The sequence below is a fragment of the Leifsonia sp. KNZ13-11D genome (genome assembly GCF_056754895.1).
Genome location: NZ_JBPGWU010000001.1, coordinates 3,188,931 through 3,207,616 on the forward strand (window position 1 = coordinate 3,188,931; position 18,686 = coordinate 3,207,616).

Below are 18,686 nucleotides of genomic sequence, written 5' to 3' on the forward strand. Positions count from 1 at the left end.
GCGGCCCCGCGCAGTACCCTTCCGCCATGTCAGCGACCCCTCTCCCCTCCTCCGGAGCCTCCCCGCTCGACGGACCGCGGACGTGCGACGCGAGCGGGATGATCGAGATCCACCGCCTGTTCCGCCACTCGTTCGACGAAGCGCCGTCGCTGGTCCGCGGTGTCCGGGACGGCGACACCGCCCACGCCGGGGCGGTCGCCGGGCACCTCGGCCTGATCTCCTCGTCCCTCCACGCGCACCACGAGGGCGAGGACGCCAAGCTGTGGCCCGCTCTCGACGAGCGCGCCCCGTCCTGTGCCGTGCACGTCGAGCGGATGCGCGAGCAGCACTCCGCGATGCTCGTGCAGCTGAACGCCCTCGATGCCGCGGTGCCGGCGTGGCGTGCCGCACCGTCGGCGGCGACCGCCGACCCCGTGCTCGCCGCGCTGGACGGCATCCAGGCGGCGCTCACCGTTCACCTGCCCGACGAGGAGGGCACCATCGTGCCGCTGATGGAGCACGTGCTCACGAAGGACGAGGTGGACTGGTTCGCCAAGCACGGCCGCAGCTCGACGCCCAAGGGACAGACCTGGAACATGCTCGGCGGCATCCTCGACGCCCAGCCCGACGGCGGCGACGCGTGGCTCAAGAAGAACATGCCCGGACCCGTCGCCCTCGTCTGGCGCTGGAGCGGCAAGCCCCGCTACGCCCGATACCGCGCCACGCTGGAGGGACGACCGACCGCCTGACCGCGCCCGCCGCAGCCGGGCCGCCCCGGCCGCATCCCCTACAGTGTGGATGTGGAGGAGACGGGGCGCGCACCGGGCGTGCGCGAGGTGGCTGCGGCCGCCGGGGTGTCCCGCCAGACCGTCTCGCGGGTGCTCAACGACCACCCCAGCATCCGCCCGGAGACGCGCGACCGGGTGCTCGCGGCGATGGCCGAGCTCAACTTCCGCCCGAACCGCGCCGCCCGGATGCTCACCACCTCGCGGTCCACCACCATCGGCGTCCTGGTCGCTTCGCCCTCCTCCCTGTTCGGTCCCGCGTCCAGCATCGACGCCATCGAGCGGGCGGCCCGCGACGCCGGGTACTTCGTGACCGTCGCGCACGCCGCGTCCCTCGACACGGCCGCCGTCGAAGCGGCCCTCGAGCAGCTGAGCGCGCAGGCCGTGGAGGGCATCGTGGTCGTGGCGCCGCAGCAGCGCATCCAGGATGCGATGGACGCGGTCTCGCTGCACGTGCCGTCCATCACCCTGCACGGCGCGGGCACGTCCGGCGACCACGGCGTCTTCGTCGACCAGGTGCGCGGAGCCCGGCTGGCCACCCGGTACCTGCTCGACCGCGGGCACGTGCGCATCGCGCATCTCGCCGGTCCGGCCGACTGGTCGGAGGCGCAGGCGCGCCGCGAGGGCTTCCTGGACGAGATGGCGGCGGCCGGGGCGGACCCGGTCGTCTCCCGGGAGGGTGACTGGACGGCCGCGTCCGGGGCGGCGATCGGGGCGGAACTGCTGGCCGATCCGGGCATCACCGCCGTCTTCTCGTCGAACGACCAGATGGCGCTCGGCGCGCTCTTCGCGGCGCACGCGGCGGGCCGGTCGGTGCCGGACGACCTCGCGATCGTGGGGTTCGACGACATTCCGGAGGCGGCGTTCCTCATCCCGCCGCTCACCACGGTGCGGCAGGACTTCGCCGAGCTGGGCCGCCGCTGCGTCGCCCGGCTGATCGCCGAGATCGAGGGCGCGTCGCTCGACTTCGCCGAGCCGGTCGCCCCGGTGCTCGTGCCCCGCGCGTCCGCCTGAGCCGACCATCCGGGGGCCCGCGGGTTGCAGGGGCCGGGCGGGTCGACGTATGCTCGACGGTGTGATGTGACCGGTCACAAAGACGTGAGGAGCAGTATGACCGCGCCGGAAACCAGCGCCCGCGACACCATCGCGTCGGGACGCACCGCCCTCGGCGTCGAGTTCGGATCGACGCGCATCAAGGCCTGCCTGGTGGATGCGGACGACCCGTCCGTCGTGCTCGCTGTCGGCACGCACGAGTGGGAGAACGAGTACGTCGACCGCCGCTGGACCTACTCCCTGGAGTCGGTGTGGTCCGGGCTGCAGGAGGCGTACGCGCGCCTGATCGCCGACGCCGAAGCGCGCCACGGCGTCGCCCCGGCGACGTTCGGTGCGATCGGGATCTCGGCGATGATGCACGGCTACCTGCCCTTCGACGCCGACGGCGAGCTGCTCGTCCCCTTCCGCACGTGGCGCAACACCAGCACCGGACCCGCGGCGGCCGAGCTCACCGCGGCCTTCGGCCTCAACATCCCGCTGCGCTGGTCCATCGCGCACCTGCACCAGGCCGTGATCGACGCCGAGCCGCACATCCCGGACCTCGCGTTCTTCACCACGCTGGCCGGTTACGTGCACTGGAAGCTGACCGGCCGCGCCGTGCTGGGCGTCGGGGACGCGTCGGGCATGTTCCCGATCGATCCGGCGACCCGCACCTACGACGCCGCACTGCTGCGCCGCTACGCGGAGCTCGACTCGGCCCGCGGCATCGACCTCCCATCGCTGCTCCCCGAGGTGCTCGTCGCGGGCGACGACGCCGGCGCGCTCACCGCGGAAGGTGCCGCGCTGCTCGACCCGAGCGGGAAACTGCAGCCGGGCGTCCCGTTCTGCCCGCCGGAGGGCGACGCGGGCACCGGTATGGTCGCCACCTCCTCCGTCGCACCGCGCACCGGGAACGTCTCGGCGGGCACGAGCATCTTCGCGATGGTCGTGCTGGAGCGACCGCTCTCCGCCGTCCACCACGAGCTCGACCTCGTGACCACCCCGGTCGGCGACCTCGTCGCCATGGTGCACTGCAACAACGGCGCGAGCGAGCTCGCGGCGTGGGCCGGGATGTTCGGCCGGTTCGCGGAGGCGGCCGGTACACCGCTCTCGACCGACGCGGTGTACGAGACGCTGTTCCGCGAAGCCCTGTCCGGCGCCCCGGACGCGGGCGGTCTCGTGGCGTACAACCACCTGGCCGGCGAGCCGATCGCGGACCTCCCCGAGGGACGCCCGCTGGTCGTCCGGACCCCGGACAGCCGGCTGACCCTCGCAGACTTCGTCCGCGCCCAGCTCTACAGCGTCTTCGGCACCCTGGCGCTCGGGATGCGCGTCCTCTCCGACGAGGGGGTGACCCTCGACCGGATGTATGCCCACGGAGGCATGTTCCGCACCGCGGGCGTCGCCCAGCGGTTCCTCGCGGGGGCGATCGACGCTCCGGTCTCCGTGGCGGAGACGGCTTCGGAGGGCGGCGCCTGGGGCATCGCAGTCCTCGCCGCGTACCGCGCGGCCGCGGCGGGCGCCGGAAACGGCGGCGCCCCGGCCGACCTCGACACGTACCTCCGCACCCTAGTGTTCGGCGGGTCCGTCGCCGAGACCACCACCCCCCACCCCGACGACGTCGCCGGCTTCGCCCGTTTCCTGGACCGCTACCAGGCCGGGCTCGCCATCGAGCGCGCCGCCGTCGACGCCCTGCCCGTGGAAGGAGCCACCGCATGACCACCGACCTCGAGACCCCCACCGTCCGCGCGGTCCGCGAACGGGTCGCCGCCCTGCACTCGGAACTGGTCCGCTACGGCCTGGTCGTGTGGACCGGCGGCAACGTCTCCGAGCGCGTGCCGGGCGAGGACCTCTTCGTCATCAAGCCGAGCGGCGTCGACTACGACGACCTGACGCCCGCGAACATGATCCTCTGCACGCTCGACGGGGAGGTCGTTCCCGGCTCCCTCGGCAGCGACCGTTCCCCGTCCTCCGACACCGCGGCGCACGCCTACGTGTACCGCGAGATGCCGGAGGTCGGCGGCGTCGTGCACACCCACTCCACCTACGCGACCGCGTGGGCTGCGCGCGCCGAGTCCATCCCGTGCGTCATCACCGCGATGGCGGACGAGTTCGGCGGCGATATCCCCGTCGGCCCGTTCGCGATCATCGGCGACGACTCGATCGGCCGCGGCATCGTCGCGACCCTGACGGGTCACCGCAGCCGTGCCGTCCTGATGCAGAACCACGGAGTGTTCACGATCGGCCGCGACGCCCGCGACGCCGTGAAGGCCGCCGTGATGGCGGAGGACGTCGCGCGCACCGTCCACATCGCCAAGCAGGGCGGCCCCCTCGTCCCCATCCCCGCGGAGGCGATCGACCGCCTCTTCGACCGCTACCAGAACGTCTACGGACAGTCCCCGGAAGGATCCGCCTGATGCCGAAGCTCACCACCTCCCTCGACCAGTTCGAGGTCTGGTTCCTCACGGGAAGCCAGCACCTGTACGGGCCTGAGACCCTCGCGCAGGTCGCCGAGCAGTCGCGCGCGATCGCCGACCAGCTGGGCTCCGCGTCCGACGTGCCGGTGCGCGTCGTGTGGAAGCCGGTGCTCACCGACTCCGACGCCATCCGCCGGATCATGCTGGAGGCCAACGCGGACGACGCCGTGATCGGCCTGGTCGCGTGGATGCACACCTTCAGCCCCGCCAAGATGTGGATCTCGGGTCTCGATGCGCTGCAGAAGCCGCTGCTCCACTTCCACACGCAGGCGAACGTCGAGCTGCCGTGGGGCGAGATCGACTTCGACTTCATGAACCTCAACCAGGCCGCGCACGGCGACCGCGAGTTCGGCTACATCCAGACCCGGCTGAGCGTGCCGCGCACGACCGTCGTCGGCCACGTCAGCGACCCTGCCGTCACGGCCCGCATCGGCACGTGGATGCGCGCAGCGGCGGGCTGGGCGGCCACCCACTCGCTGAAGCTCGCGCGCTTCGGCGACAACATGCGCTTCGTCGCCGTCACAGAGGGCGACAAGACGGAGGCCGAACTGGTCTTCGGCGTGCAGGTGAACACCTGGGGCGTCAACGAGCTGGCCGAGGCCGTCGCCGCTGCCTCCGGCTCCGAGGTGGATGCGCTGGTCGCCGAGTACGAGGACCGCTACGACGTCGTCCCGGAGCTCCGCCGGGGCGGCGAGCGGCACCAGTCGCTGCGCGACGGCGCCGCGATCGAGCTGGGCCTGCGGTCGTTCCTCGAGGAGGGCGGCTTCGGCGCCTTCACCACCAGCTTCGAAGACCTCGGCGCACTGAAGCAGCTGCCTGGTCTGGCCGTTCAGCGGCTGATGGCCGAGGGCTACGGCTTCGGCGCAGAGGGCGACTGGAAGACCGCCGTGCTGGTGCGGGCTGCGAACGTGATGGGCGCAGGCCTGCCCGGCGGCGCATCCCTCATGGAGGACTACACGTACGACCTCACCCCGGGCGACGAGCGCATCCTCGGCGCTCACATGCTGGAGGTCGCGCCGTCGCTGACCAGCGCCCGCCCGAGCCTGGAGGTGCACCCGCTCGGCATCGGCGGCAAGGACGACCCCGTGCGGCTCGTCTTCACGGCGGATGCGGGGCCCGCGGTCGTCGTCGCGCTCTCCGACATGCGCGACCGGTTCCGTCTGGTGGCCAACGTGGTCGAGGTGGTCGAGCCGACCGCTCCGCTGCCGAAGCTGCCCGTGGGTCGCGCGGTGTGGAAGCCGGCCCCCGACTTCACCACGTCGGCGACGGCGTGGCTCGAGGCCGGCGCCGCGCATCACACGGTGATGAGCACGGCGGTCGGCGTGGAAGCGTTCGCGGACTTCGCCCGCATGGCGCGCACCGAGCTCCTGATCATCGACGAGACGACCACGCTGCGCGACTTCCAGCGCGAACTCGCCTGGAACGCCGCCTTCTACCGCCTCGCCCGCGGCCTCTGACCCGCGCTCCGCGCGCATCCCCCACCGTCGACTACACGAAAACTGCACGCCGCCACGGCGTTTCCCGTGCACTATTCGTGTACTCGACGGTGGGGGTCAGGAGTTCACGCGGATGATCTCGTGCTGGTACGGGGCAATGACTTCGCCCGAGATGCGCAGGTCGAGGACCAGGAACGGGCGCTCGTCGGCCGGCCGCGCGGTCCAGTCGGCGAGCACGTCGAGGTCCTCGGGGGTGCGGATGACGACGCCCTCCGCGCCGACCGCCCGGCCCAGCGCCGCGAAGTCGACCTCCGGGATGCGCATCGGCCCCTGCGCCAAGCCCTTCAGGCCGTACAGGTTGACCTCGGCGCCGTAGGCGGCGTCGTTCCACACGACAGCCATCCCGCGCCCTCGTGCGACGCGGACCGCCGACTCGAGGTCGGCGAGCGCCATCAGGCCGCCGCCGTCACCGGTGGTCAGCACGACCGTCGATTCGGGATGCGCGAGCGCGGCCCCGGGAACGCTCGGCCAGCCGAGGCCGATCGACTGGTACGCCGTGCCGACCATGATCATCCGGTCGGGCGAGGCGACCGCCCAGTACATGTTGGCCCACCCGATGAAGTGCCCGCCGTCGGAGACGACCACGCGGTCCTCGGGCAACAGCTCCCCGATCCGGGCGGCGGCGGTGCGGGGGTCGAGCCGGCCGTCGGCGGCGAGCCCGTCGCCGCGCGGGTGCGCTCGGTGCGCGGCCGGATCGACCGACTCGCGCCAGCCGGACGGCGACGCGGCGGTCTCCGTCAGGCGCTCCACCATGGCCTCCGCCACCAGGCGCGCGTCGCCGCGCAGGTAGGAGCCGACGTGGGGGTGCGTCGCCGCCGGCCGGGTATCGACCTGGATGATCCGCGTGCCCGGTGCGAACAGCTCGCCGAACCGCATCGTGAACTGGTTGAGGGACGCGCCGAACACCACGGCGACGTCGGCCGAGCGGATCAGCTCCATGGCACCTTCGGCACCGAAGCCGCCGGTGACGCCGAGGTCGTAGCGGTCGTCCGGGAAGACGCCGCGGCCCAGGGCGGTGGATGCGGTGAGCGCGCCGGTCGCGTCGGCGAGCGCTCCGAGGGCCCGGCCGGCGCCGGAGATCCACGCGCCACGGCCGGCGAGGAGAAGCGGACGCTCTGCGGCGGCGAGCGCGTCGGCGGCCGCCTCGATCCCGGCGCGGGAGAACGGGTCGACCGGCGCCTGCGGGGCGGGGACCACCGGCTCGGGCGCCTCCGGGACCGGCCCGGCATCGCGGGTCGCGACGTCGTACGGGATCGCGATCACCGTCGGCACCCGATAGGTCAGCGCGTGCTCGACGGCGATGGCCGTGGTGGCCGCCGCGTCCGCCCGCCCCACCGTGTACGTCCGCGCGCCGACGGCGGCAGCCAGTGCGATCTGGTCGACGTCCCAGGGCCGCGGTCCGGAGGTCGGCTCGTCGCCGACGACCAGGATGAGCGGGATGTGCGCCTGCACGGCCTCCGCGAGCGCCGTGAGCGTGTTGGTGAAGCCGGCGCCGTAGGTGGCCGTGGCGGCGGCGAGCCGGCCGGACGCGCGGAAGTACGCATCGGCGGCGACCACTGCTCCGGCTTCGTGCCGCATGGCGCAGTACTCGCCGCCGCGCTGACGCTCCAGCGCGTCGAGGAAGTGCGCGTTGCCGTTGCCCATCACCCCGAAGACGTGGTCGATGTGGCGGGCGAGGGTCGCGGCGACGTGAGCGGAGACGGAGGGCATGGCGAAGCCTTTCGAGACGAACGGAGCTGAACGATTCCGTATGTGTCTCGCCGTCGCGGCCCCGCGGGCGGCTTCGTGCCCATTTTTCGAGCACCGGCGATCGACACCGCCGGACAGCATCCACTTTATCGGCGGCGAGGGGCCCCGGGTAGCGCCGCCGTCAGCGGGCGCCCCGCTCGAGGCGGGCGAACTCGAGCAGCCGCTCCTGCGAATCGGCGTACGACGTCGCCGACGGCATCGGCCGTCCGTCGCGTGCAGCGACCGCCACCTCCACCGCCGCGTCGACGGCGACCCGGTACGGCAGCGAGCCCGTGCTGACCCGGCGCACGCCGAGCCGTCCCAGCTCCGCCACGGTCATCCCCGGCACGACCAGCACGTTGAGCGGCAGCGGGATGGCCGCCGCCAGCTGCTCGATCGTCGCGGCGTCGGCGGCGCCGGGTACGAAGACGCCGTCCGCTCCGGCGTCGGCGTAGACCGCCGCGCGCGCGAGGACCGCGTCGACCGTGTCGTCTTGGTGGAACCAGTAGGAGTCGATGCGGGCGTTGACGAACACCTCCGGAGCCGCAGCTTTGATGGCGGCGATCTTCGCTGCGGGGATGGCCGGGTCGACCAGCCGTCCCTCCCGCGAGTCCTCGAGGTTCACGCCGGCGACGCCCAGCCCGGCCACCAGGTCGGCGACCTCGGCGGGGTCGTCGCTGAAGCCGTCCTCGATGTCCGCCGTCACAAAGACCGGCAGGACGGCGAGGCGCCGGACCAGCGCGACCGTCGCCTCCCGGCTCGCCCCCTCGGCATCGGGATGCCCGGCCGCCGCGTTCACGCCGAAGCTCGTCGTGCCGATCGCCGGGAAGCCGGCGGCGGCGAAGCCGAGGGCCGAGCCGATGTCCCACGCGTTGGGGAGCAGCAGCGGTGCGTCGCCGTGGTGCAGGTCGTGGAACGTCATGGCGGTCCCTTCCATCGGAAGGGTAGCGCCGGTCGGCGCGTGGAGGCAGCCCCGGCCGGCGCGGAGGATCGGGCCCCGACCGAGCGGGGCTTGTTGTACACGTCGGACGCCACCGCGGCGAGCAGCACGAGGCCTTCGATCAGCAGCTGGTAGTCGCTGTCGATGCCGAGGATCGACATGCCGTTGTTCAGCAGCCGATGATCGGCCACCGATGATCGCGCCGGTGACCATTCCGATTCCGAACGTCGCCGACTGGAGAGCATCCATGAGTGAGGGCACCTGGCGCGCCGAGTTCGCGCACCCCAGGCATCCGTGGCGCGCAGCGATCCGCCGCAGCGGGCAGTCGCTCGCCGAACACCGGGATGACCCGGTTCGACATGGAAGGCGCGCGCGGGGTGCGCGCGTGTACGATGAGAGCGTCCGGCGCCTGAAAGAGCTTCTGCATCGGGCGTGAAAGGAAGAAGAACGATGGCACAAGGCACCGTCAAATGGTTCAACTCGGAGAAGGGGTACGGCTTCATCGCCCCGGATGACGGCAGCGCCGACGTCTTCGCTCACTACAGCGAGATCGCCGCTCAGGGCTTCCGCAACCTCGAAGAGAACCAGAAGGTCGAGTACGACCTGGCCCAGGGACCGAAAGGTCCGCAGGCCGCCAACATCCGCCCGCTCTGACGGCCCCGGTGCCCGGCTCTACGCCGGGCCCGCGCCCGTCGCGTCTCCGGGGTACGGTGACGCACGTGGGTGATGTGCGTGTAGGTCCGAGAAAGGCCGCCGCCGAGGGCGGTGGCCACGGGACCGGTCATGGGACCGGCCGCGGGCAGAAGGTCGTCTTCGGCGCCGCCCTGGCCGCGCTGGGCGTGGTCTTCGGCGACATCGGCACCAGTCCGCTGTACGCACTCAAGACCGTGTTCCTCCTCGACGGAGGCGCTGTGCGTCCCGTGCAGGACGACGTCTTCGGCGTGATCTCGTTGATGTTCTGGAGCATCACGATCATCGTGTCGATTAAGTACCTCGGCATCCTGATGCGCGCGGACAACGACGGCGAGGGCGGCGTCATGGCCCTGGCCGCGCTGGCGCAGCGGCTCTATGCCGGCAAGGCGAAGAAGGCCGGCATCCTGCTCGTCGTCGGCATCGTCGGCGTCGCCCTGTTCTACGGCGACTCCATCATCACTCCCGCGATCAGCGTGCTCTCCGCGGTCGAAGGTCTTCACGTCACCGTTCCGGCGATCTCGCACATGGTGATCCCGATCGCCGCGGTCATCCTCATCGCGCTCTTCCTGGTGCAGCGCTACGGCACCGGACGCGTCGGGGTGCTCTTCGGCCCCGTCATGGTGCTGTGGTTCGCCGTGCTGGCCGCCGCCGGGCTCGCCATGGTGGTCCAGTACCCCGCCGTGCTGCTCGGGCTTTCGCCGACGTATGCCATCGCCTTCATCGTGGCGCACCCGACGATCTCGTTCATCGCGCTCGGCGCGGTGGTGCTGGTGATCACCGGCGCCGAGGCGCTCTACGCCGACATGGGGCACTTCGGTCGCTCCCCCATCCGTCGCGCCTGGTTCTTCCTGGTCTTCCCGGCGCTGACGATCAACTACCTCGGCCAGGCGGCGCTCATCCTGCACGATCCGGCCGCCCGCGCCAATCCCTTCTTCCTCCTCATCCCGGAGTGGGGGCGCCTCCCCGTGGTCGTGCTCGCGACCGCCGCGACGGTCATCGCCAGCCAGGCCGTCATCTCCGGCGCCTTCTCGCTCACGCGTCAGGCGGTGCAGCTGGGACTGCTCCCGCCGCTCACGATCCGGCAGACGTCCAAGCGCGAGGGCGGTCAGATCTACCTCCCGGCGATCAACACCCTGCTGTTCATCGGCGTCATCGCGATCATGCTGGCGTTCGGCTCCTCCGACCGGCTCTCGACGGCGTACGGCATCTCCGTCACCGGCGCGCTCGTCGTCGACACCGCGCTGCTGCTGCTCGTCGCCCGGCCGCTGTGGAACTGGGCTCCGTGGAAGATCATCCTCGCCGCGGTCGCTTTCGGCGGCCTCGAGCTGGCCTTCCTCGCCGGCAACCTCTCCAAGATCATCAACGGCGGCTGGGTGCCGCTGCTGATCGCCGCCGCCGTCATCCTCGTGATGACGACGTGGCGCCGCGGGCGCCAGTTGGTGCAGCAGGACCGGAAGCGCAAGGAGGGGTCGCTCGCCGAGTTCATCGAGGAGGTGAGGAAGCAGAACCTCCCCCGCGTCCCGGGCATCGCGATCTTCCCGCACCCCAACAAGGACACCACCCCGCTCGCGCTCCGCGCGAACGTGAAGCACAACCACATCCTCCACGAGCACGTCATCATCGTCTCGATCTCGACGGCGCAGGTGCCCCACGTCCCGCCGGCGGACGCTTTCCTCTACGACGACCTCGGCTACGCCGACGACGGCATCGAGCACCTCAGCATCCGCTTCGGCTTCTCGGACAAGCCCGACATCCCCCGCGCCCTCCGCGCCGCCTGCCGAGCGGGCGCCCTGCCCCTGGACGCGGCCAACTTCAAGCAGGCGTCCTACTTCATCTCGCGCGGCGCGATCCGCACCACGCGCACCAACAGCATGGTGCCCTGGCGCCGGTCGCTGTTCGTCGCCCTGGCGCACAACGCCGCCGACCCGGCCGCGCGCTTCGGCCTGCCCGCCCTCCGCACGGTCACGATGGGCAGCGACGTCGAGATCTGACCTCGGCGGCGATCGTGGTCGTCACCAGCCGTGCGCGTTGAACCACTCCCGGGCGTGCGCCCGCTCTTCATCCGTCTCGGCGGGGTCGGACGTGTCGTGATCGACCAGCCGGCCGTCCGGGTCGAGCGGGACGAAGCGCAGGCACTCCGGGCACAGCGCCCGGCCGCCGGGGAATCCGTCGTCGAGCGTCGCCGCGGGTCCGGCGGGGTCGCCCGAGCCCGGGCAGCGCAGCGGGTCCGCGCCGGCCTCCGACCACATCGCGCCCTGACGCCGGTGCAGCCCGGGATGGCCGAGCGGGCGGGTGCAGCGCGCGCCGTTGCGGCGGCTGGTGCACGAGCGCACGGGATCCTGTGCGGGCATGCTCCGAATCTATCCGACGATCAGGCCGGGAGGAGGGCTCCCACGATCGCCGCGGCGGTCTCCCGCCCCACCCGGATCGCACCGTCGACGTGCTGGTAGCCCTTGCCGGCCATGTCGCTGCACGAGAAGTGGATGGGTCCCACGGGCTTCCGCAGGTCGGAGCCGTACCGGGCGAGACCGCCCATGTCGAAGCTCGCGGCGTAGGCGCCGCGCGTCCACTCCTCGCTGCCCCAGTCGCTCTCGTAATAGACGACCGGGTTCAGCGCCTGCTCGCCGTAGTAGTGCGACAGGGACTCCAGGATGCGCGCCTTGCGATCCTCCGGGCTCAGCTCGAAGACGCCGTCCGCGTTCTCGTCCGAGACGAATCCGACGAGGGTGCCGCGCGCGTCGCCGTGGTAGCTGTTGTCGTACGCCTCGTGCACCAGCTCGTACGGGCTGAAGGCGGTGCCGCTGAAGCCGAGGCCGCGCCAGAACGGCGCCTCGTAGACGGCGTGCACCTTGATGACGAAGCCCATCGACAGGTGCTGGTGCAGCTGCTGCTGACGGCGCGGCAGCGGGGGATCGTAGGAGATGCGGCTGATGAGCACCGGCGGGACGGCGAGGATGGCGAACCGCGCGCGCACCTCGACGCCCTCGGCGATCGCGGCCACGCCGCTCTCATCCCAGCGGAGCGTGCGGACCGGGGCGTTCAGGTGCACGTCGTCGCCCAGCCGCGCGGCCAGGAGCAGCGGCACCTGCTGCAGGCCGCCCTTGACGCGCTTGTCGAGGATGAAGTCGGCGTCGACCAGGTTCGAGAAGCTGCCCGCGCTGGCCGCCATCAGGAGCGCCTGCAGCGCGGAGAACGCGTGCGCCGGCTTGGTGAGCATGGCGCCGGCGATGAACATGCCGATGTTCTTGCGCGCCTCCTCGTCGCCGGTCTGCGTCTCCAGCCACCGGCGGAACGAGATCTCGTCCAGCTCCTTGGCGCGCGGATGCACCCACGGCCGCTCGGGGTCGATCTCGGCGACCAGTGCATCCAGCCGGTCGATGAGGGCCACGATCTCCTTCTCGGTCGACGGTGCGACCGGGAAGATGTCGCCCTCGAACGTGCGGCGCTCACCGTTCGCGCCGAGGTAGATGTTGATGCCGTCGCGGTACCGGGAGTACGTCTCGAGGCCCAGCTCGGCCAGTGTCTCGATCAGCGCATCCTGATCCGGGGAGACCCACTGGCCGCCGATCTCGAGCGTCGCGCCGTCGATGTCGTCCGTCCAGAGCCGTCCGCCGACGCGGTCACGGGCCTCCAGGACGGCGACCGTGAGGCCCGCCTTCGTCAGTTCCGTGGCGGCCGTCAGGCCGGAGGCGCCCGCGCCGATGACGACGACGTCGCGTTCGATGCTGCTCATGGGTATCAGCTCCGTGGAGGTTGGGGTGAACGAAGGGCACACTACCGGAATCGTCTGTCAAATGGGAGTTTTACGACTGGATTATTAGTGCAATCCTCGTTTCACCCTAGTGATCCGTTGTGTTGGATTCGGATTCCGCACATGATCGGGTTTAGGATGGCGCGGTCCCGATAGAGCGAAGGAGCTCGCGTGTCCACCACCCCCGCATCCACGTCCCGGCGGCGATCCACATCCCTGCGGCGATCCCTGGGCCTCTGGGCGATCGTCGGACTGGGCCTCGGCTACATGACGCCCATGACGGTGTTCGACACGTTCGGAATCGTCACCGGCGAGACGAACGGTGTCGTCCCGTCGGCGTACCTGGTGGCGCTCGTCGCGATGGTCTTCACCGCGATCAGCTATGGCCGGATGACGCGGGTGTTCCCCTCGGCGGGGTCGGCGTACACGTACGCGTCGGAGACCATCCACCCGAACGTCGGCTTCCTCGTCGGCTGGTCATCGCTGCTCGACTACCTGCTGCTGCCCCTGGTGAACGCGCTCATCGTGCGGCTGTACCTGGAGTCGTTCTTCCCGGCGGTCCCCGGGTGGATCTGGGTGGTCGGCTACGTGGCCGCCATCACCGCGATGAACCTGTTCAGCATGTCGTCGACGTCGCGGGTGAACGGCATCCTGGTCGCCTTCCAGATCGTGCTGATCGCCGTGTTCGTGGTGCTGACCTGGACGGCGCTCAACGCGGGCGCGGGCAACGGCACGCCGTTCAGCCTGGCGCCGCTGCTCCACTCCGGCGTGCACCTGGGGGCGGTGATCGGCGGCGCGACGGTCGTCTGCTTCTCGTTCATCGGCTTCGACGCGATCACGATGTACACCGAGGAGGCGAAGGACACCCGCACGGTGCCGCGCGCCATCGTTCTGGCTCTGATGATCGGTGGCGTGATCTTCTTCGTCGCGGCCTGGTTCGCGCAGTCCCGGTTCCCGACCCTCGCCGGCTTCCACTTCACGGACGACACCCTTCCCGAGATCGCCCTGAAGACCGGCGGGCTGCTGTTCCAGATCCTCTTCATCTCCGCCGCAGTGGCCGCGGCGGTCGCCTCGAGCCTGGCCTCGCACGCCAGCGTCTCGCGGATGATCTACGTGATGGCGCGGAACGGCAACGGCCGCGTCTCCCGCTCCCTCTCCTACATCCACCCGCGGTTCCGGACGCCCGCCGCGGCGGTGCTGCTGGTCGGCGTGGTCTCCCTGCTGGCCGCAGCGTTCACGCTCGAATTCGTCTCGTCGATGATCAACTTCGGCGCGCTCATCGCGTTCACCGTCGTCAACGCGACGGTCATCATCCACTTCGCCCTGCGGCGGAAGGAACGCCGCGGAGCCCGCCAGATCGTGCGCAACATCGTGCTGCCGGGCGTCGGGATGATGCTGACCGGAGTGCTCTGGGCCAACCTGCACCTGGACGCGCTGACCTACGGCATCGTCTGGCTGGCCATCGGGATCATCACGCTCGTCGTCGTGACCCGCGCGTTCCGCAGGCCGTTGGGCGTGAAGCTCGACGGGGACGGCGACGCCGCGATCATCACACGCGAGGGCGCGCCGTCGGAGGCTGCTCGCTGAGCTCCCGCGCCTCGTGCGCGGCCAGATGGCCGAGCACGGCCGCGCCGGCGCTGATGACGGCCGCGAGCCCGAGCGGAACGGCGATGTGGATGCGCAGCAGCGCCGCTCCGGCCAGCGCACCCAGGGCGATCAGCACGACCGCTCCGGCGCGGCGCCGCCACGGCTGACCGGACCCGCCGCCGAGCCGGGAGTCCGCGGCGAGACCCGTCAGGGTGGAGGTCACCACGACGGTGGTCACATCCTTGACGGCGAGGTGCCGCGCGACGGCGGCCTGGAACCCCATGGTGGCTGCCAGCAGCGTGGTGATGGCGAGCTCCCACGGCGCGGGCGGAACGCCGCCCGTGACGACGGTGGTCAGGGTGAGAGCGGCCAGCGCGACGGCGACCCCGGTGAACGACCAGCTGGTGCGCGTGTTCCAGCCGGTGGACTCCCGCCGCAGCGTCCGGCCGCCGAGCGCGGCACCGGCCATGAAGGCGAACAGAGCGATGAGCGGGCCCACCCAGGGCAGCCCCTCGGCGCCCGCGAGGGCCATGCCGAGCACGACCACGTTGCCCGTCATGTTGCCGGCGAACACCTTGTCGAGCCCCAGGTACCCGACCGCGTCGACGATGCCCGTCGAGAAGGTGAGCGCGAGCATGAGCATCAGAGTCAGGTCCTGCCGCCGTCCGGATTGCGCGTTCATCGTGTCTCCTCACCGGGCGTTCCGCCCCTACCAGGTTCCCATCCGTCCGCGGCAACGCCCGAATCGGGCGCCCGGCCGACCGACGTCGGCAGCGTGCGAGTGCGCCCGTTCGGAACGACTGCGGCCCGGCGAGCAGGCGTAAATGGCCCGAAACGAGGCAGTCACCGGCTGACCCCTGCTTGGGAGCCCCATCCGTACCTCCTGGCAATCGGCCGGGCCGGGTCGCGCGGTGCCGGTGGGCCCGGCCAGACTGGTGAGACACCCTCCGGTTGATGTGAAGGCTCGTTCGGCAGCGACTGCTTCGCCACCATCCGGACCGATCCAGGAGGGCACCACTATCGGCTTCCTCAGTTACGAGAACCACGATTTCGAGATCGACGACCGCACGCTTGCGCACCTGCACGTCGTGATCGTCAACAAGCTCCGGCACGGGCAGAGCTTCGCCATGTCCTGGAGGGACAGGAGCTCCGCGGGCGGCGGGCGGACCAGCATCTGGATCCACCCCGCCAGCAGCCTGCGGTTCCACTTCGACGGGTCGCGCACGCCCGCGCTCAACCGCGAGTGGCTCGGCCTTCTCGCGGAGTCGGCCGGCAGTTCCCGCGGTCTCGTCGTCGAGACCGAGCAGCAGGCGTTCGCGACCGAATCGGCACCGGTCTGAGAGACTTCCGGGTGCGCGAACGGGAATCCCGTGTAGTCTGGGGGCGGTTCGCGCGTTCGAGTGTCCTCGTCCGCCGGATCTGATCATGCGTTTCTGATCGTGTGACCGAGATGGTCCCGCATCAGAACCGGTTTCCCATCCGGGTGTCGCGTGCGGGGCCGTCTTCTCACATCGATGTGCCGGCCCGACGTACGCTCGCCCCTTCCCATCACCACGATCCCCGTCCTCCCGCGTACCGACCGGGAGCAGCGATCGTCCGCCCCGACCGGGGCGAAAGGACTCACCATCATCACCGACTCGCGGCCGCAGGCCGCACTGGTCTGGCGCCGAGCGGACGACACCGTCTGGGTCGCCACGGCCGACGACGAATACGCCGGCGTCGCCCTCCTCGAAGAGGGGGCGTTCCGCGTCCTCGACGGCCGCTCGCTCCTCCTCGGCACAGCACCCACGATCGCCGGAGCCCAGGCTCTGCTGCGACACCCCACGACCGACCGCCGCACACTCCGCGGCGGCCCACGACGTCCGCGCCCGATCGGGCGCGGCGAGCGGAGCCGATCATCCGGCTCCCACAACATGAAAAAGGAAAAAACGATGGCTCAAGGCACCGTCAAATGGTTCAACTCGGAAAAGGGCTTCGGCTTCATCGCCCCGGATGACGGCAGCGCCGACGTCTTCGCCCACTACAGCGAGATCGCCTCCACCGGCGGCTTCCGCAACCTCGACGAGAACCAGAAGGTCGAGTACGACGTGGCTCAGGGACCCAAGGGTCCCCAGGCCGCGAACATCCGTCCTCTCTGATGGCCCCGGTGCCCGGCCGGAAACGGTCGGGCACCTCGCCGCCAACACCCAGCAAGCGCGCATACGCTTGCATCATCTCGGGCGTTCTGCCCACACCTCGGCTGTGAAGTCGGCTCGACACAGCGGAGGAACACATGACCACTGCCACCCTCGGTCCCGTGCGACGCACGCAAGCGCGAACGGGAGACCGGCCCTCTGTCACCAGCACGTACAACGAGCTGCTCGGTCGCGTCCGCGCCGAGGGTCTGCTCGAGCGCCGCCGCGGTTTCTACATCACGGTGTTCGCGCTGCTCGTGGCAGGGCTCATCGGCGCCGGCGTCGGCTTCGTCCTCCTGGGCGACTCCTGGTTCCAGCTGCTGATCGCCGCAGTCTTCGGCCTGCTGTTCACCCAGCTCGCCTTCCTCGGCCACGAGGCCTCGCACCGCCAGGTGTTCTCCTCCGGTCCGACCAACGACCGGGCGGGACGCTTCATCGTCACCTGGCTGGTCGGCATGAGCTACCAGTGGTGGATGACGAAGCACACGCGCCACCACGCCAATCCGAACACGGTCGGCAAAGACCCCGACATCGCGTTCGACACCATCTCCTTCGTCGAAGAGGACGCCGCACGGCAGCGCGGCCTGATGGCCGTCATCACCCGGCGCCAGGGCTACCTCTTCTTCCCGCTCCTTCTGCTGGAGGGCGTCAACCTCCACATCACGTCCGTGCGATCGCTGCTGGCCCGTGGGCCGGTCGACCGTCGCGCCGGCGAGCTGGTCGCGATCGCGGTCCGGCTGAGCGTGTACGTGGGCATCGTCTTCCTGATGCTCCCCCTGGGCATGGCGTTCGCCTTCCTCGGCGTACAGCTCGCCGTCTTCGGCCTCTACATGGGTGCGTCGTTCGCCCCCAACCACAAGGGGATGCCCATCCTGCCCGCGGGCACCCGCGTCGACTTCCTCAACAAGCAGGTCCTCACCTCGCGCAACATCCGCGGCGGCTGGTCGATGAGCACCCTCATGGGCGGCCTCAACCACCAAGTCGAGCACCACCTGTTCCCGAGCATGCCGCGCCCGCACCTCGCCCGCGCCCGCGTCCTCGTTCGCGAGCACTGCGCCACCCACGACATCCCGTACACCGAGACCGGGCTGGTGAACTCGTACCGCATCGTCGTCCGGTACCTCAACCGCGTCGGCCTCGCCGCCCGGGATCCTTTCGACTGCCCGGCGGCGCAGGAGTTCCGGCGAGCGTGAACGTCCCCGTCTACGCGGTCGTGCTCCCGGACGACCTGACTCCGGAGGTCGTCGGCGTGTTCTTCGAGCTCGCCGATGCCGAAGCGGCGGCGGAGGAGGCCGACGGCCCCGCAGTCGTCGACCGCTCGGTCCTCCACGCCTGACCCGCGGCGCGGGGAGAATCAACCGCGATTTTGACCCCCATATGGGTGTCCCCACTTTCGCGGACACGGTCCTATGCTTGGTGAACCCGGCGGAACCCGAAACTCCGGCGGGCGTTGTGCCACCTCGTCACCCCGCAAGGGGCGACGCACCTTACCCGTATGTTGGTTGCGTTCGGTGGCGCGTTGGGGGGAACCGTGCCCGCGCGCGCGGACGCCGTGTGGAAAGTACCCGAACTTCCATGTTGCGAAAGCTCAGTCCTGTCATCTCCGGCCAGCTCCTCACCGCCCTGAACGATGTTCCGGCGGGCGGCTGGATCGCCATCACCTCTCGCGCGCTGCCGCCGCAGCCGCGCCTCGTCCAGACCAGCGCCTCGCTCGAGGTCATGGCCGAGGCCCTGTTCGAGACCGTCCCGGTCAGCGACCGCGCCGCCATCCCGCTCGTGGGCTGGCTCGCGGACGCCGACGACGAGGACGCCCTCGACGCGTTCTTCACCGTGCAGGGGTCGGCGCGCGACGCGGAGCGCCGCGTCCTCGAGATGGGGCGGGTCACCGAACTGCCCGACGACCCGTGGAGCGACGTCAGCGCGATCGTCGCCGTCGCCGCCCCCGTGGAGTTCGTCTTCTTCGTGTGTGTCGGCCAGGGCGAGCACGTCGCGGCTCCGCTGTTCACCGCGGCGGCCCAGCTGGCCGCCTGACCGCTGAGGGAGC

Annotated in this window: 20 protein-coding genes; 14 read left to right on the top strand and 6 right to left on the bottom strand. The window is 70.9% G+C overall.

Annotated elements, in window-relative coordinates; translation table 11 throughout:
* The first annotated feature begins 26 nt into the window (after nucleotides 1–26).
* The 5 genes from ACR9Y5_RS15605 (at nucleotide 27) to araA (ending at nucleotide 5,730) form a co-directional block, all read left to right on the top strand.
* A complete protein-coding gene (locus tag ACR9Y5_RS15605) occupies nucleotides 27–728 on the top strand; it encodes a hemerythrin domain-containing protein (protein WP_481298799.1) in 702 nt (233 codons plus the stop codon).
* A gap of 51 nt (nucleotides 729–779) precedes the next feature.
* The gene (locus tag ACR9Y5_RS15610) at nucleotides 780–1,778 is read left to right on the top strand and encodes a LacI family DNA-binding transcriptional regulator (protein ID WP_481298800.1); all 999 of its coding nucleotides are present in this window, start codon (nucleotides 780–782) and stop codon (nucleotides 1,776–1,778) included.
* Nucleotides 1,779–1,874: 96 nt separating this feature from the next.
* The gene (locus ACR9Y5_RS15615) at nucleotides 1,875–3,515 is read left to right on the top strand and encodes a xylulokinase (protein WP_481298801.1); all 1,641 of its coding nucleotides are present in this window, start codon (nucleotides 1,875–1,877) and stop codon (nucleotides 3,513–3,515) included.
* Nucleotides 3,512–4,213, top strand: a complete 702-nt coding sequence (locus tag ACR9Y5_RS15620; RefSeq protein WP_481298802.1) for an L-ribulose-5-phosphate 4-epimerase — start codon at nucleotides 3,512–3,514, stop codon at nucleotides 4,211–4,213. The genes ACR9Y5_RS15615 and ACR9Y5_RS15620 overlap by 4 nt, the downstream gene beginning before the upstream one ends.
* A complete protein-coding gene (gene araA, locus ACR9Y5_RS15625) occupies nucleotides 4,213–5,730 on the top strand; it encodes an L-arabinose isomerase (RefSeq protein WP_481298803.1) in 1,518 nt (505 codons plus the stop codon). Before ACR9Y5_RS15620 ends, araA begins: the two co-directional genes overlap by 1 nt.
* Nucleotides 5,731–5,826: 96 nt before the next feature.
* Here araA and ACR9Y5_RS15630 read toward each other — a convergent pair whose 3' ends face one another.
* The 3 genes from ACR9Y5_RS15630 to ACR9Y5_RS15640 form a co-directional block, all read right to left on the bottom strand.
* Complete coding sequence (locus ACR9Y5_RS15630) at nucleotides 5,827–7,479, bottom strand: thiamine pyrophosphate-binding protein (protein WP_481298804.1); 1,653 nt, start codon at nucleotides 7,477–7,479, stop codon at nucleotides 5,827–5,829.
* A gap of 160 nt (nucleotides 7,480–7,639) precedes the next feature.
* Entirely contained in the window at nucleotides 7,640–8,419 is a 780-nt protein-coding gene (locus tag ACR9Y5_RS15635; protein WP_481298805.1) for an isocitrate lyase/PEP mutase family protein, read from the bottom strand.
* Entirely contained in the window at nucleotides 8,416–8,628 is a 213-nt protein-coding gene (locus ACR9Y5_RS15640; protein WP_481298806.1) for a hypothetical protein, read from the bottom strand. Before ACR9Y5_RS15640 ends, ACR9Y5_RS15635 begins: the two co-directional genes overlap by 4 nt.
* Nucleotides 8,629–8,630: 2 nt before the next feature.
* Here ACR9Y5_RS15640 and ACR9Y5_RS15645 point away from each other — a divergent pair, with 2 nt between their 5' ends.
* The 3 genes from ACR9Y5_RS15645 (at nucleotide 8,631) to ACR9Y5_RS15655 (ending at nucleotide 11,121) form a co-directional block, all read left to right on the top strand.
* Nucleotides 8,631–8,873 (top strand): hypothetical protein, encoded by a 243-nt coding sequence (locus ACR9Y5_RS15645; RefSeq protein ID WP_481298807.1) that lies wholly within the window; start codon nucleotides 8,631–8,633, stop codon nucleotides 8,871–8,873.
* 14 nt (nucleotides 8,874–8,887) lie between these two features.
* Complete coding sequence (locus tag ACR9Y5_RS15650) at nucleotides 8,888–9,091, top strand: cold-shock protein (protein ID WP_310134090.1); 204 nt, start codon at nucleotides 8,888–8,890, stop codon at nucleotides 9,089–9,091.
* Nucleotides 9,092–9,156: 65 nt separating this feature from the next.
* Nucleotides 9,157–11,121 carry a potassium transporter Kup gene (locus ACR9Y5_RS15655; RefSeq protein WP_481298808.1) on the top strand — a complete coding sequence of 655 codons (1,965 nt, stop codon included), beginning with the start codon at nucleotides 9,157–9,159 and terminating at the stop codon, nucleotides 11,119–11,121.
* Between the two features lie 21 nt (nucleotides 11,122–11,142).
* On the opposite strand, the gene ACR9Y5_RS15660 is transcribed toward ACR9Y5_RS15655, so the two are convergent.
* Both ACR9Y5_RS15660 and ACR9Y5_RS15665 read right to left on the bottom strand, forming a co-directional pair.
* Entirely contained in the window at nucleotides 11,143–11,481 is a 339-nt protein-coding gene (locus ACR9Y5_RS15660) for a hypothetical protein (protein WP_481298809.1), read from the bottom strand.
* Nucleotides 11,482–11,501: 20 nt separating this feature from the next.
* Nucleotides 11,502–12,863, bottom strand: a complete 1,362-nt coding sequence (locus ACR9Y5_RS15665) for a flavin monoamine oxidase family protein (RefSeq protein ID WP_481298810.1) — start codon at nucleotides 12,861–12,863, stop codon at nucleotides 11,502–11,504.
* A gap of 189 nt (nucleotides 12,864–13,052) precedes the next feature.
* Between ACR9Y5_RS15665 and ACR9Y5_RS15670 the strand changes: the two genes are divergently transcribed.
* Entirely contained in the window at nucleotides 13,053–14,468 is a 1,416-nt protein-coding gene (locus ACR9Y5_RS15670) for an APC family permease (RefSeq protein WP_481298811.1), read from the top strand.
* On the opposite strand, the gene ACR9Y5_RS15675 is transcribed toward ACR9Y5_RS15670, so the two are convergent.
* Complete coding sequence (locus ACR9Y5_RS15675; protein ID WP_481298812.1) at nucleotides 14,431–15,150, bottom strand: YoaK family protein; 720 nt, start codon at nucleotides 15,148–15,150, stop codon at nucleotides 14,431–14,433. The genes ACR9Y5_RS15670 and ACR9Y5_RS15675 overlap by 38 nt on opposite strands.
* A 274-nt stretch (nucleotides 15,151–15,424) precedes the next feature.
* Between ACR9Y5_RS15675 and ACR9Y5_RS15680 the strand changes: the two genes are divergently transcribed.
* The 5 genes from ACR9Y5_RS15680 (at nucleotide 15,425) to ACR9Y5_RS15700 (ending at nucleotide 18,673) form a co-directional block, all read left to right on the top strand.
* A complete protein-coding gene (locus ACR9Y5_RS15680; protein ID WP_481298813.1) occupies nucleotides 15,425–15,808 on the top strand; it encodes a DUF7882 family protein in 384 nt (127 codons plus the stop codon).
* Between the two features lie 591 nt (nucleotides 15,809–16,399).
* The gene (locus ACR9Y5_RS15685; RefSeq protein ID WP_310134070.1) at nucleotides 16,400–16,606 is read left to right on the top strand and encodes a cold-shock protein; all 207 of its coding nucleotides are present in this window, start codon (nucleotides 16,400–16,402) and stop codon (nucleotides 16,604–16,606) included.
* 134 nt (nucleotides 16,607–16,740) lie between these two features.
* On the top strand, nucleotides 16,741–17,835 hold the full coding sequence (locus tag ACR9Y5_RS15690) for a fatty acid desaturase family protein (RefSeq protein WP_481298814.1): 1,095 nt from the start codon (nucleotides 16,741–16,743) through the stop codon (nucleotides 17,833–17,835).
* Nucleotides 17,832–17,978: a hypothetical protein gene (locus ACR9Y5_RS15695; protein ID WP_310134066.1), complete on the top strand. Its 147-nt coding sequence runs from the start codon at nucleotides 17,832–17,834 to the stop codon at nucleotides 17,976–17,978. Before ACR9Y5_RS15690 ends, ACR9Y5_RS15695 begins: the two co-directional genes overlap by 4 nt.
* 239 nt (nucleotides 17,979–18,217) lie before the next feature.
* Nucleotides 18,218–18,673, top strand: a complete 456-nt coding sequence (locus ACR9Y5_RS15700) for a hypothetical protein (RefSeq protein WP_481298815.1) — start codon at nucleotides 18,218–18,220, stop codon at nucleotides 18,671–18,673.
* The last annotated feature ends 13 nt before the right edge of the window (nucleotides 18,674–18,686 follow it).

Excerpts from the sequence above, each read along its gene's own strand:
- ACR9Y5_RS15700 (WP_481298815.1), top strand. The coding sequence starts at position 18,218 with ATGTTGCGAAAGCTCAGTCCTGTCATCTCCGGCCAGCTCCTCACCGCC.
- ACR9Y5_RS15620 (WP_481298802.1), top strand. The coding sequence starts at position 3,512 with ATGACCACCGACCTCGAGACCCCCACCGTCCGCGCGGTCCGCGAACGG.
- ACR9Y5_RS15690 (WP_481298814.1), top strand. The coding sequence starts at position 16,741 with ATGACCACTGCCACCCTCGGTCCCGTGCGACGCACGCAAGCGCGAACG.
- ACR9Y5_RS15685 (WP_310134070.1), top strand. The coding sequence starts at position 16,400 with ATGGCTCAAGGCACCGTCAAATGGTTCAACTCGGAAAAGGGCTTCGGC.
- ACR9Y5_RS15660 (WP_481298809.1), bottom strand. The coding sequence starts at position 11,481 with ATGCCCGCACAGGATCCCGTGCGCTCGTGCACCAGCCGCCGCAACGGC.
- araA (WP_481298803.1), top strand. The coding sequence starts at position 4,213 with ATGCCGAAGCTCACCACCTCCCTCGACCAGTTCGAGGTCTGGTTCCTC.
- ACR9Y5_RS15615 (WP_481298801.1), top strand. The coding sequence starts at position 1,875 with ATGACCGCGCCGGAAACCAGCGCCCGCGACACCATCGCGTCGGGACGC.
- ACR9Y5_RS15605 (WP_481298799.1), top strand. The coding sequence starts at position 27 with ATGTCAGCGACCCCTCTCCCCTCCTCCGGAGCCTCCCCGCTCGACGGA.
- ACR9Y5_RS15645 (WP_481298807.1), top strand. The coding sequence starts at position 8,631 with ATGATCGCGCCGGTGACCATTCCGATTCCGAACGTCGCCGACTGGAGA.
- ACR9Y5_RS15630 (WP_481298804.1), bottom strand. The coding sequence starts at position 7,479 with ATGCCCTCCGTCTCCGCTCACGTCGCCGCGACCCTCGCCCGCCACATC.
- ACR9Y5_RS15650 (WP_310134090.1), top strand. The coding sequence starts at position 8,888 with ATGGCACAAGGCACCGTCAAATGGTTCAACTCGGAGAAGGGGTACGGC.
- ACR9Y5_RS15635 (WP_481298805.1), bottom strand. The coding sequence starts at position 8,419 with ATGACGTTCCACGACCTGCACCACGGCGACGCACCGCTGCTGCTCCCC.
- ACR9Y5_RS15665 (WP_481298810.1), bottom strand. The coding sequence starts at position 12,863 with ATGAGCAGCATCGAACGCGACGTCGTCGTCATCGGCGCGGGCGCCTCC.
- ACR9Y5_RS15675 (WP_481298812.1), bottom strand. The coding sequence starts at position 15,150 with ATGAACGCGCAATCCGGACGGCGGCAGGACCTGACTCTGATGCTCATG.